Genomic DNA, 13,302 nt, shown 5'->3' on the forward strand with positions numbered 1-13,302 from the left:
TTATTTAACTACTATCAGCTTCTGGCCTATCTTAACACCGTTGTCCGTAAGACCATTCAGTGCTTTTAATTCATCTATAGTCATATTGTAGCGCTTCGCGATATTGTATAAAGTGTCTCCTTTCTGAACAGTATAATCAGGCGATGTCGTATTGATCACCTGTCTGGAAGGTGGCGTTTCAACAGGAGTGAATTTTTTAGTTTCCTTAGGAATATTCGCATTGATCTCGGTAAAAACACGGTCTTCACGTTTGATCTTGTCAGGCTCCGATTCCGGCTGGTCATACTGGTGCAGCTGATATTTCTCGATGGTATTGATCAGCATATCCGGATATCTTGGGTTAGTGGCATAACCGGCCTGTTTCAGTCCCTTAGCCCAGTTTTTATAATCGTTTTTATCCAGTTCAAACAGTGCACTGTAACGCTTCCGTTTTAAGAATTCTGAGTGATCCTTATAAGATTCTCTTGCGTCTTTATATACCCGGAAACAGTCGTTACTCTTATCGTCATCTTTGTAATATGCTTTTCCGCGCCAGTCTGACGTACATTTGATGCCAAAGTGATTATTTGCATACTTTGCCAGACTGCTGTTTCCGCTGCCTGATTCAATAATTCCCTGTGCCAGGGTGATACTTGCCGGAATACCGTAAGTATTCATCTCTTCGATAGCAACACCTTTAAAAGACTCAATATAACTTAAGGTAGTGAAGTCCTTAAAATTTGGATTGTTCTTATTTGCCGCTTTTTCAATCTGCTTGTTATTGCGGTGGTATTGCCTGGTTTTACAGCTCGAAAAGAAGCCGATTACAAGCACAAGAGGAATTACTATTTTGTTCATTAGAATCTGATTTTCTGTCCTGGTTGCAGCGCTGATCTTTTTAATCCGTTTTTACGCATCAAGAATTTGGCCGTTGTGCCATGAGATTCTGCAAGCCTGTTTAAGTTATCTCCCCTTTTCACCGTATAGGTTCTTCCGGAAGATGCATGTTTAACAGCGGAACGGTTTTTCTTTCTGGAAGAGTAATAATGTCTTTTTTTAACGGCAGCGACTTTTACTACCGGTGCCACATAATCTTCCGGACGGTTATCATACTGATATAATTCGTATTTATTGATAATCGCGATCACCTGAGAAGCCCAGGTTCTGCTGCTCGCATAACCGCCGCGTGCAATGCCTCTGGCCCATCCGGCATAGTCATACTGATCATGTGAATTGAACAGTTTGCTGAATGATGAATTGTTCTCCAGTACCTCTACGAAATTATTGTAAGAATCATCTACGTCTTCATAATCACGGTAAGAGGAATTGATTTCTGTATTGGTGTTCGACCCTTTGATGCCGAAATGATTATTAAGGTGACGTGCTATTTTACTTTTTCCGGCTGCGGATTCATGAATAGCGACAGCTAAAATTACGCTTGCAGGTACTTCATGTGCTCTCATTAATTCCTGAGCATGATCTGTGTGCTCTTCAACGTAATCTTGTATGGTTTGGCTCTGTGCAGTTGTGGTGCCCAGTAAAATAATGCTCAGCCAAGTCAGCAATAGGTGTTTTATCATAATATTATTTTTTTCTGATGATAAACAAGCCATCCCGAACAGGTAAGATTAATTTCTCTACCCGCTCATCGGCGGCAACTTTATCATTAAACGTACTGATATTTTTAGTGTCTTTGTCTTGCTGGTTCGACAGTACTTTTCCGCTCCATAACACATTATCTACAATGATCAACCCCCCGCTCCGTACACGGTCAAAGACCATATCGTAATAGGTACCATTGTTTTTCTTATCCGCATCAATAAAAACGAGATCAAAGCTTTCATTTAAATCATTTACGGTTTGGGTGGCATCCCCAAGAATATATTTTATTTTTGAATCATAAGGTGATTCCGCGAAATATCCACGTACACGATCCTCCAGTTCCACATTAATATCTAAAGTATACAGCAGGCCATTAGGTGCCAGACCTTCGGCGAGACATAGGGTAGCATATCCCGTAAAAGTGCCAATTTCAAGAATCCGTTTAGGGTTAATGAGTTTGCTGAGCATACTGAGTACCCTGCCCTGGTAGTGGCCTGAAAGCATTCTGGGCATTAAAACCTTCAGATGCGTTTCCCTGTCAATTCGCTGCAACAGCGCATTTTCCGGTTCGCAGAATTTTAACAGCAAATCTTGTAAGTCTTCTTTAATCAGGCTCATGTAATGTTCTATAAACGGTGTTCTTCCATATAATATTGTAAAATGATTGTCGCGGCTATCGTATCTACCCGTTCTTTATCTCGCCTGTCATGTTTTTTCAGTCCGCTTTGCATGATGGTTTGATGTGCCAGTTTAGAGGTAAAACGCTCATCTACCCAGAACTGAGGAATCTGTGGAAAGTTCTTTTTCAGGATAGTGGAAAAACCTTTCACATGCTGTGCAGAGTCGGATGGTGTACCATCCATTTGTTTTGGATCGCCAATTACAAAAGCTTCTACCTGTTCTGTCAGCAGGTATTTTTTCAGGTAATCTACAATATCCTTGGGGTGTATGGTTTCCAGTCCGGTAGCAATAATCTGCAGTGGATCTGTAACGGCAATGCCGATACGCTTGGTGCCATAATCAAATGCGATAATACGGGACATATGCTGCAAAGATTGTGATAAATTTACTATTTTGCACCAAATGCAGTTTAAAGACATCGTAGGACAACAAGAAATAAAGCAGCAGCTGATTCAGACAGTTGCTGAAAACAGGGTAAGTCATGCCCAGTTATTTCTGTCTGCGGAAGGTACCGGCGCATTGCTGCTGGCTATTGCTTATGCCCAGTACATCAATTGTTTAAACAGAACAGCAACAGATAGTTGTGGTACCTGTTCTTCCTGCCGGAAGTATGAAAGATATATTCATCCGGACCTGCATTTCTCTTATCCGTTTTTTGCCTCAAAAGATGTAAAGATAGCGGTGGATGTGCTCGAAGAATGGAGATCTATGCTGCTCGCCGATCCATACGTGGATCTGGATATCTGGCGTTCGCGCTTACACGCAGATAATAAACAGGCGAATATCAACATTGCGGAATGTCACGATATCATCAAGAAGTTAAGTTATAAAGCTTTTGAAGCGGAGACGAAAGTACTGATCATGTGGCTGCCTGAATATCTTGAAAAAGAAGGTAACTCTTTATTGAAAATTATTGAGGAGCCACCTGCGAATACGTTGTTCCTGCTGGTGGCGAATAATCAGGAACATATCCTGTCCACCTTATTATCCAGAACGCAGATTGTCAAGATTTCAAAATTGCCACACGATACTATTGAGCAGTACCTGGTTGATCATCACCATCTTTCTGAAGAGCAGGCAGCTATTTACAGCTTCCTGGCAGACGGGAACCTGATCGAGGCGAAGTCGCTCGCCGCCGATGCACACAACGATAATGCAGAGATTTTTGCAGAGTGGCTGCGCATGGGATATGGTAACCGGGTTTCGGACCTGATTACCTTTGTAGATCAGGCTGCGGGTTGGGGAAGAGAGAATCAGAAAAACTTTTTAAAATATGGAATCAGTTTTTTACGGGAGTGCAGCCTCATTTTAAGCGGGGCGGATGAATTGGTTAAATTACCGGCCAGAACGCTGGATACTGCACAAAAACTAAGTAAACATGTACTCAATTTGAATATGTCTTCAGCCATAATTGCAGAGCTTGAGCAGGCACATTACCATATTGAACGGAATGCAAACCCTAAAATTCTCTTTTTAGATGTATCTTTACAATTGGTTAAAATAATAAAGTTTAAAACGCTCCCGAAAGGGACTCAATATATATACAATTAGTTATGGGATGTGGAAGTTGTTCTACAGGTGGCGGTTGCGCCCCCTCGGGTTGCAAAAGTAATGGCTCATGCCTTACCGGAGGCTGCCAGAAAATGGAAGTTTACGATTGGCTGTCTAATTTGGACATGCCTTCAAATTATACACCGTTTCAGGTGATCGAAGTTAAATTTAAAGGCGCGAGGAAAGAGTTTTATCTGAATACAGACAATATTTACCTGGAAATTGGTGAATTAATTGCTGTAGAAGGGTCTACTGGCGGATATGATATCGGGCACGTTTCTCTAACAGGAGAACTGGTACGGATGCAGATGAAGCGCAGAAAAACGCCATTAGATCAGGTTACCCGTAAAATTTACAGGAAGGCTACTGAAGCTGATGTAGAAAAATGGAAACTGGCAAAGGATTTAGAATGGGAAACCATGCATAAAGCACGTACGCTGGCATTGGATCTGCGCTTATCGATGAAAATCAGCGATGTGGATTATCAGGGTGACAAAACAAAGGCAACTTTCTTTTATACTGCTGAAGGTCGTGTAGATTTCAGGGAACTGATTAAAAAGATGGCGGAGACTTTCCGCATCAGGATTGAGATGCGTCAGATCGGGATGCGTCAGGAAGCTGGCCGTTTAGGCGGAATCGGCTCATGTGGTCGTGAGTTATGCTGCTCTACCTGGTTAACTAATTTCAAGACGGTATCTACCGCTGCCGCAAGGTACCAGAACCTTTCTTTAAATACATTGAAGTTGGCCGGACAGTGTGGAAAGTTAAAATGCTGTCTCAATTATGAGCTGGATACTTATCTGGATGCGCTGAAAGACATTCCCGACCGTATAGAGAATTTACAAACGGAGATTGGCGTTGCCCGCCATCAGAAAACAGACATTTTTAAGAAACTGATGTGGTTTAGTTATCCTAATCAGGAAGACTGGATTCCTTTGAAAGTAGACCGTGTAAAAGAAATCATGGCGATGAACAAAAAAGGACAGAAGCCAAGTAATCTTAAAGATGAGGCTGTAGAGCTTGAAACTACGGTTATTATTGAAAAAACACATGATTACGAAAATGTGGTTGGTCAGGATAGTTTAACCCGTTTGGACGAGAAGCCAAGGAATAAGAATAACCGTAACAATAATAATAACAACCGGAATAAGAATGTAAATCCGAACAGGTCTGAAAGGCCGGAGCGGGTAGCACGACCAGTGCAGCCTGCACAGAAGGCGGTACAATCTCCTCAGAAACCGGCTCAACCGAATCAAAAGACGGCACAGCCGAATCAGAAACCTGCTGAAAACAGAAAGCCTGCCGAAAATAGAAAACCAGCAGAGCCCAGAAAACAGGGAGAGAACAGAAGACCTGTTGAAGTAAAGAAAAATCCGGAAACGGCTCCGGCTCCAGAAGGAGCTACGGCTGTAGACGGAGAGGCACCAAAAGCTCCATCCCGTAATAACAGGAACAGGAATAATAACCGTAGACGTAACAAACCATCGGATAAGCCAAAGAATGAAGAGAATTAGAATTTTTGCATTGTTTTTTTCTGCTGTTCTGTTTTTAGGAATAAGCGGATGCAATACAAATAACCTTATTGATACCAACCAGGAGATGCCATCGCGTAACTGGAGTTATGTAAACAGGGTAAAAGCCATTGTTGAGATAAAAGATAACAGCAAGGTTTTTACCCTTAGGTTTAAATTACGTCATACCGCGGATTACGGGTATTCAAATATCTATATACTGATGCACCTGGGCGGCGGCGGCAAGCCTGTTGTTACCCGGCGTTATCAATATAAACTGGCTGAGTCTGACGGCCAGTGGCTCGGAAAAGGATCGGGTAATTTATACACCTACAATCTTCCTTTGCTGTCTGACTATCATTTTCCGGCGCCAGGAAAATATACCATTGAAATTGAACAGAATATGCGCGATAACCCATTAAAGGAAGTGAGCGATGCAGGTATAACTGTTTCGGAAGTGACTGTTAAATAAAAAACTGATCTGTTTACGGTTACTTACAATTTTGGCAGCAATTGTTCGAGTGCCATTCCCCTCGACCCTTTCAGCAGGATCAGGCTATTTTTTACAGGATTATTTTCCAGCCATAGTTCTGCATCTTTAGGTGTGGAGAAGAACTGCCCCTGGTACTTGTCCTTTACAGCGTAAAAATGGGCACCTATAAACAGGACTGTATTCAAGCCTGCTTTTTCTGCCAGTGCAGCAATTTCGTTATGCTGTTGTTCCGCTTCCGGTCCTAATTCAAACATATCTCCTATAATCGCTACCTTATTTTGTGCTGCTAAAGCGGATATATTTGCTAAAGCTGCGCTCATGCTGCTCGGGTTGGCATTATAAAAATCACAGATCACTGTATTGGTCTCAGTTTTTTTGAGTTGTGATCTGTTGTTTACCGGAAGGTAACCTTCCAGACCAGCTTTAATCTCTTCTGGTGTTAGTCCGAAGAAGTCGCCTATGCAGATGGCTGCAAGTATGTTTTCGAAGTTATAAGAACCTGTCAGGTTAGTTTTGACGGGGAAAGATGCTCCGCTTTTATTCCAGCTTAAAGCAATTACAGGATCTGTTGCAGACAGGGTTCCCGATACTGCATTATCTGCCCCTGTTCCGTAATAAACGATTTGTTCAACCCGGGTACTCATTTCCATGATATGAACACTGTCCCTATTGATAAATGCCGTGCCCTTATGTTGCTGAAGGAAGGTGAATAATTCAGCTTTTCCTTTTTTTACCCCTTCAAATCCGCCGAAGCCATCCAGATGGGCCATGCCGATATTAGTGATCATACCATGAGTAGGATTGGCTATGCTGCACAGAAATTCGATCTCTTTCTGGTGATTTGCACCCATTTCTATGACTGCGATTGCTGTATCGTCTGCAATTGACAGGACAGATAAGGGTACGCCGATATGGTTATTGAGGTTGCCTTTTGTGGCAAACGTTTTGTATTTCTCTTTAAGTACTGCATTGATCAGCTCTTTTGTAGTCGTTTTTCCGTTACTTCCGGTAAGCCCTATTACTGGTATTGTTAACTGTGACCTGTGGTGTCTCGCCAGTTCCTGTAAGGTTGTCAGTACATCATCCACCAATATACATTTGTCATTCAGCCTGTAATCTGCATTGTCAATAATTGCATAGGCTGCTCCCTGTTCCAAAGCTTTCGCTGCAAAAGTATTTGCATCAAAGTTTTCCCCTTTTAAGGCGAAGAATAAGCAGCCTTCGATTATAATCCGGGTATCTGTACAAATGATGCGGTTTGTTAAATAATGCTGGTAAATAAGCTGGATGGTGGACATGGCGCAAAATTAATCTAATGTATCGGGTAAAAATACATTTTGAATCGCAAAAAAAAGATACATTAGTATTTAGTAGTGAAATACTATAGCCTAAACCAAAAATACTGTTATCAGCTGCATAGGTCATTCTTTTTATCTCATAAACAGGAGTAAATCTGCTCTGGCAGAGATAAGTGATTGCGGGAGCTGGTCAAAGTTAGACCATTTATTTAAGATGAAAAAAATATTTCTATCGCTCTTGTTATTGTCCACTGGCCTGATCAGCGCTTATGCGCAGGTAAAATCTCCCGATGCTTTTCTTGGATACCCTTTGGGTAGCAGGTTTACTCCTCACCATCAAGTCGTGGCTTATTTTAAATACCTGGCAGGTATTAATAAAAACATTCAGCTGATCAGTTATGGTAAAACATATGAACACAGAGAGCTTATTGCTGCGGTGATCTCTTCAAAAGAGAATATGGATAATCTGGAGCAGATCAGGAAAACTAACCTTAGCCTGAGTAAGGCAGAGAAGGGAATGAATCTGAATAAGCAGCCGGCAATTCTTTGGCTGAGTTATAATGTTCATGGCAATGAAGCGAGTTCTTCTGAGGCCTCAATGAAAACCTTATACACATTTGCCGAATCGTCAGATCAAAAGGTTAAGGAGTGGCTTAAAAATACGGTAGTTATTATTGATCCCTGTCTCAATCCGGACGGCAGAGAGCGCTATGTCAACTTCTTCAATTCGGTGAAACGAGATATTCCTGATGCAGATCCGGATGCAAGAGAGCACAACGAGCCATGGCCAAGAGGCAGAATCAATCATTATTATTTTGACCTTAACAGGGACTGGGCATGGCAAAGCCAGGTAGAGACACAGCAACGAATGGCACTGTATCATCAGTGGATGCCTGAAGTACATGTTGACTATCATGAGCAGAGTTATAATGACCCATATTATTTTGCTCCTGCGGCGGAGCCTGTTCATGAAGATATCACACCTTTTCAGCGTGAATTTCAAATCACGGCGGGTAAAAATAACTCAAAATACTTCGATCAGAATGGATGGCAGTACTTTACCAAAGAGCGGTTTGACCTATTATATCCTTCCTATGGTGATACTTATCCACTATATAATGGCGCAATAGGAATGACTTATGAGCAGGGGGGAATTAATGCAGGTTTGGCTGTAGTAACGGCAAGCGGAGATACGCTGACTTTAAAAGACAGGATTGAACATCATTTTACAACAGGGATGGCTACGCTGGAAACGGTGTCCACACATTCAGCGAAGCTGGTCGCTGAGTTTAAGCACTATTTTGAACAATCGGTACTTACTCCGCCAGGAATTTATAAAACTTATGTTGTGAAAGCAGATAACCTGAGCAGGCTGCGGAAGCTGGCCGACTTATTAACCAGGAATCATATTGATTATGCTTTTGGCGGGGATAAAAGCCTGAATGGATTTAGTTTTGAAAGCAGGAAAAGTGTGGGTTTCAAATTGGGCAGGAATGATTTGGTTTTGAACCTGAAGCAGCCGGCAGCAGTACTGGCGAATGTATTATTTGAACCTAATACGATGGTGAGCGATTCCAATACTTATGATATTACGGCCTGGGCATTACCCTACGCCTATGGTTTAAATGCTTATGGCGTTAAAGAATCTATTAATGGGGCTTTTAGTTATATAGAAGATAAGCAAGATGTTCCTTCGGCTGTAGTGAACCCATACGCATGGGTTTTGCCCTGGAATGGATTGGAGGATGCTAAAGTTCTGATCGCGTTACAGCAGGCGAAAATTAAAGTTCGTATTGCGGAACAGGAATTTACTGTTGGGGGCAAGACCTATCCTGCGGGCGCGCTGCTCGTTTACCGTGCTGAAAATGAAAAATTGAACAAGGGAGTTGCTGCCAAAATTGCTGCTATAGCGAAGGATTTAAATAAGTCTTTTACCACTATAGCGAGTGGTTATGTTGAAAAGGGAAAAGATTTTGGCTCTTCTATTTATCCTCTGCTTGTAGCGCCCAAAGTTGCAGTGGTTGCCGGTGCCGATGTATCTGCCCAAAGTATGGGTGAGGTTTGGCATTTTTTTGAGCAGGAACTGAACTATCCATTGACGGTGCTATCTGAGCAGAAATTAAAAAACATTGAATTGTCAACTATAAACGTCTTGATTTTACCAGATGGATCCTACCTGCGCAATAATATAGAAAAGCTCGAGGACTGGATTAGTCTTGGCGGAAAAATCATTGTGATGGGCGATGCGATTGGAAGTGTAGAAGGCATTAAGCCGTTTGATATAAAAAAGAAAGAATTCCCTGCTGTGCTGGAAAAGGAGAATCTTGCACGTACCTATGCCTCGAAAGACAAGGATAATGTAGACAATGCCATTCCGGGGGCGATCTTTAAAGTTAACCTCGACAAAAGTCATCCCCTGAGTTTGTCGCTTGGAGACTATTATTATACTTTGAAAACAGATGATAAAATATATGAGCCGCTAAAAAAAGGCTGGAATGTTGGTCTTGTTAAGCCGTCTTCCATTGTTTCCGGTGTTGCCGGGACAAATGTCCTCAAAAAATTAGATAACGGATTGCTTTTTGGTGTTCAGCCTGCTGGCAGAGGGAATATTTTGTATTTTTCTGACGATATTTTATTCAGGTCTTTTTGGGAATCCGGAAAACAGTTATTTATTAATGGGTTGTTCCTTATTAATTAAGTGTGTTTGAACACTTAGCTAGTGTTTTGGTTGTGTTTCTGGCTTTTTTAGTTTGGTTAATTGGCTTTTGTGCCCCTTTTTTCAAAATATTCATAAGTTTTTTGTAAAATACATTAGCTTTTGAGATAATATCAGTACATTGTATTATTATTAACTTATTATCAACCTAACTTTACTGATCTATGAAAAAACTTATACTAAGTTTGGTCATGTTTTTGTGCCTTGCCGGGACGGTATATTCGCAAAATCGAACCATAACGGGTACTGTTACCGGAAAGGAAGATGGCATGCCGCTTCCAGGTGTCACTATCAAAGTCGTTGGAGCCCCGGGAGGCACTGTGACAAGTACCAATGGAAAATTCTCTATAACAGTCCCTTCCGGTGGTACAGCATTAATAATTTCCTATTTAGGCTACATTAGCCAAACCGTCAAAATCGATGCTGCTAATACAATTAATGTATCGCTTGCGAGCGATTCAAAAGCATTGTCTGAAGTTGTGGTAACGGCACTGGGGATCCAGAGAAACCGTAATCAGGTAGCCTATGCTGCACAGACGCTTGACGGTACTGCTGTTAGTGAAAACCGTTCACCCAACCTTGGAAGCAGTTTATCTGGTAAAGTATCTGGTTTGGAAATCCGCCAGAACAACACACTCGGTGGTTCTACTAATGTTGTGATCAGGGGTGTAAAATCCATGACACAGAATAATCAGGCTTTATTTGTGATCGATGGGGTTCCTGTAGCGAACAACAACATGAATACCAATGATCAGCAAACTGGTATCGGTGGTTATGATTATGGAAACCCGGCTTCAGATATCAATCCCGATGATGTGGAAAGTATTACTGTATTGAAAGGTGCTGCTGCATCTGCACTATATGGATCACGTGGTAGTAATGGTGTGATTCTCGTTACTACTAAAAAGGGTAAATCAGGATTAAACATTACGGTAAATACCGGGCTGACCTTAGGGGTGATTGATAAAAGCACCTTCCCTAAATACCAGAAGAAATACGGGGGTGGTTACGGTCCTTATTACGGAACTGATGAGTCTAATTATTTAGTAGATAATGTTGATATCAATGGAGATGGTGTGCTTGATCTGGTTGCGCCCTTGACAGAAGATGCTTCATACGGACAAAAATTTGATCCTAATCTGCTGGTTTATCAATGGGATGCTTTTGATCCGACCTCACCGAATTTTGGCAAAGCAACGCCATGGGTAGCTGGTGCAAATGATCCAACAACTTTCTTTGAGAAACCACTATCTAATAACCAAAGTATCGTAATCAGCAATTCTTATGATAAAGGTTCATTCAAATTGGGTTATAACAGGGATGATCAGAATGGTATCCTGCCAAACTCTAACATTCAGAAAAATGTGGTTAATTTCGGGTCTACCTACAAAATCACCGACAGGTTAACTGCAGGTGCTGATGTAAATTATTCAATAGTAAAAGGCCGCGGACGTTATGGCACGGGCTATAACGGCGAAACTGCCTATAATCCAGCTAGTAATTTCAGGCAATGGTGGCAGACTAACGTAGATATTAAAGAGTTAGAAGCTGCTTATTGGAGAGCTAAGGATCGCTCTGCTGCTAATCCTGCATTTATAGGAAAAGAAAACATTACATGGAATCCTGCAGATTACTCTGTGGGCAGTGCGCCGATCTTTTGGGATAACCCTTATTTCTCGCGATATGAGAATTTCGAAACAGATTCAAGGGAACGTGTAATCGGAAATGTGAACGTGAACTATAAAGTAGCCGACTGGTTGAATCTGATGGGAAGATATTCCCTGGATACGTATCACCAGATTCAGGAAGAACGTATGGCTATCGGAAGTTTAAATGTTCCTATGTATTCTAAATATTTTCAGGATTATACAGAGTCTAATATAGATTTCCTGGCTACTTTTAACAAACAACTCAGTACAGATTTTAATCTGTCAGGCTTATTAGGTGTCAATATCAGAAAGCAGAGAACGCAGTCTACTTATGCAATTACTAATGGTGGTTTGGGAATAAATGGTATTTACTCTTTGAACAACTCTGTTAATGCGATTGAAGGACCGATAGAAATAGATGCCAAACGGGAAGTGCAGGGTATATTCGCAGGTGCGACATTGGCCTATAAAAATACTTATACTTTAGATGCAACAATAAGAAGAGATGCTTCCTCCACCTTGCCAAAAGGAAATAATTCCTATTATTACCCTTCAGTATCTGCCGGATTTGTATTCTCTGAATTGTTGAAAGAGGAAAAAGACTGGTTGTCTTATGGTAAACTGAGAGCGAATTATGCACAGGTTGGTTCCGATGCGCCAATTTATATTACACAGAATACTTATAATATCGCTACACCATTTGATGGCAGGGCACAGGCGTCGATCTCCAGTACAAGAGGGTTGATAGAAGCCATCCTGGCTAATCCGAATTTAAAACCAGAGCAGTCAAGAAGTAAAGAGATTGGTGTGGAAGCGTCATTCTTTGGTAGTCGTTTAGGTTTGGACGCAACATATTACAGCACTAAAACGGTTGACCAGATTTTGCCTGTTAAAGTTTCCACTGCAACTGGTTATGACGCAATGTACCAGAATGCGGGTAGTGTTGTGAATAAAGGTATTGAGCTTTCACTGAATGGTTCACCTGTAAAAACAAATAACTTTGAATGGAAAGTAAATGTAAACTGGACAAGAAACAGAAATGAAGTTACTGAATTATTTAAAGACGATGCTGGAAATGAAGCAACCAACTTATCAATTGCGAGTTTTCAGGGCGGTATCACAGTAAACGCAACTCTTGATCAGCCATACGGCACGATCCGTGGAAAGGATTTTGTCTATTTAAATGGTCAGAAGGTGGTAGGTGCAAACGGAAGATATCTGATATCAGAAACTTCTAATGAGGTGATTGGTAACATGAATGCTAAATGGACCGGTGGTATCAACAACAGTTTCAGGTATAAAGATTTTAATTTGAGCTTCCTGATAGATGTTCGTAAAGGAGGAAGCGTATTTTCTTTAGACCAGTATTATGGATTGGCAACTGGTATGTATGAAGAAACTGCAGGTCTTAATGAGTTAGGAAACGAGTCACGTTTACCGATCAGTGAAGGTGGTGGTATCCTTAATGAAGGAGTTTATGCAGACGGTACACCGAATACCACCCGGGTAACCAATGAAGAATTTGGCTCTTATGGTTACAGAAGGCTGCCAGACAAGGCTTTTGTGTATGACGCAGGTTATATCAAATTGAGAGAGGTGATTATTGGTTATAGTTTGCCTAAAACGTTTATTCAAAAATTAGGTCCTGTTAAAGGTGTTGATCTTTCCCTGATTGGCAGAAACTTATGGATTATTCATAAAAACCTGCCTAATGCTGATCCGGAAGATGGTATCAGCTTTGGAAATGTGCAGGGATATCAGGTTGGATCATATCCTAGTGTAAGAAATTACACAGTTAATTTGAAGGTTAGGTTTTAACATT

Annotated in this window: 10 protein-coding genes; 5 read left to right on the forward strand and 5 right to left on the reverse strand. The window is 41.3% G+C overall.

Annotated elements, in window-relative coordinates; translation table 11 throughout:
* From OQX62_RS00885 to ruvX, 4 genes are read right to left on the reverse strand one after another with little or no spacing between them, the layout of a single operon-like run.
* On the reverse strand, positions 1-837 hold the full coding sequence (locus tag OQX62_RS00885; protein ID WP_265829397.1) for a glucosaminidase domain-containing protein: 837 nt from the start codon (positions 835-837) through the stop codon (positions 1-3).
* Positions 837-1,559 (reverse strand): glucosaminidase domain-containing protein, encoded by a 723-nt coding sequence (locus OQX62_RS00890; protein WP_265829398.1) that lies wholly within the window; start codon positions 1,557-1,559, stop codon positions 837-839. Before OQX62_RS00890 ends, OQX62_RS00885 begins: the two co-directional genes overlap by 1 nt.
* A gap of 4 nt (positions 1,560-1,563) precedes the next feature.
* Positions 1,564-2,199 carry an O-methyltransferase gene (locus OQX62_RS00895; protein WP_265829399.1) on the reverse strand — a complete coding sequence of 212 codons (636 nt, stop codon included), beginning with the start codon at positions 2,197-2,199 and terminating at the stop codon, positions 1,564-1,566.
* A gap of 8 nt (positions 2,200-2,207) precedes the next feature.
* Positions 2,208-2,624 (reverse strand): Holliday junction resolvase RuvX, encoded by a 417-nt coding sequence (ruvX, locus tag OQX62_RS00900; RefSeq protein WP_265829400.1) that lies wholly within the window; start codon positions 2,622-2,624, stop codon positions 2,208-2,210.
* A 40-nt stretch (positions 2,625-2,664) separates the two neighbouring features.
* Here ruvX and OQX62_RS00905 point away from each other — a divergent pair, with 40 nt between their 5' ends.
* The 3 genes from OQX62_RS00905 to OQX62_RS00915 are packed head-to-tail and all read left to right on the forward strand — an operon-like array spanning position 2,665 to position 5,796.
* Positions 2,665-3,813: an ATP-binding protein gene (locus tag OQX62_RS00905; RefSeq protein ID WP_265829401.1), complete on the forward strand. Its 1,149-nt coding sequence runs from the start codon at positions 2,665-2,667 to the stop codon at positions 3,811-3,813.
* Positions 3,814-3,815: 2 nt separating this feature from the next.
* Entirely contained in the window at positions 3,816-5,327 is a 1,512-nt protein-coding gene (gene ricT, locus OQX62_RS00910; RefSeq protein WP_265829402.1) for a PSP1 domain-containing protein, read from the forward strand.
* Positions 5,314-5,796, forward strand: coding sequence for a gliding motility lipoprotein GldH (locus OQX62_RS00915; RefSeq protein ID WP_265829403.1), 483 nt, complete (start codon positions 5,314-5,316; stop codon positions 5,794-5,796). Before ricT ends, OQX62_RS00915 begins: the two co-directional genes overlap by 14 nt.
* A gap of 23 nt (positions 5,797-5,819) precedes the next feature.
* On the opposite strand, the gene OQX62_RS00920 is transcribed toward OQX62_RS00915, so the two are convergent.
* Positions 5,820-7,115, reverse strand: a complete 1,296-nt coding sequence (locus OQX62_RS00920; RefSeq protein ID WP_265829404.1) for a UDP-N-acetylmuramoyl-tripeptide--D-alanyl-D-alanine ligase — start codon at positions 7,113-7,115, stop codon at positions 5,820-5,822.
* A 214-nt stretch (positions 7,116-7,329) separates the two neighbouring features.
* Here OQX62_RS00920 and OQX62_RS00925 point away from each other — a divergent pair, with 214 nt between their 5' ends.
* Positions 7,330-9,813 carry a M14 metallopeptidase family protein gene (locus tag OQX62_RS00925; RefSeq protein WP_265829405.1) on the forward strand — a complete coding sequence of 828 codons (2,484 nt, stop codon included), beginning with the start codon at positions 7,330-7,332 and terminating at the stop codon, positions 9,811-9,813.
* Between the two features lie 182 nt (positions 9,814-9,995).
* Entirely contained in the window at positions 9,996-13,298 is a 3,303-nt protein-coding gene (locus OQX62_RS00930; protein ID WP_265829406.1) for a SusC/RagA family TonB-linked outer membrane protein, read from the forward strand.
* Positions 13,299-13,302: the final 4 nt, after the last annotated feature.

Source organism: Pedobacter sp. MR2016-24, from assembly GCF_026239655.1.
Classification (GTDB): domain Bacteria; phylum Bacteroidota; class Bacteroidia; order Sphingobacteriales; family Sphingobacteriaceae; genus Pedobacter.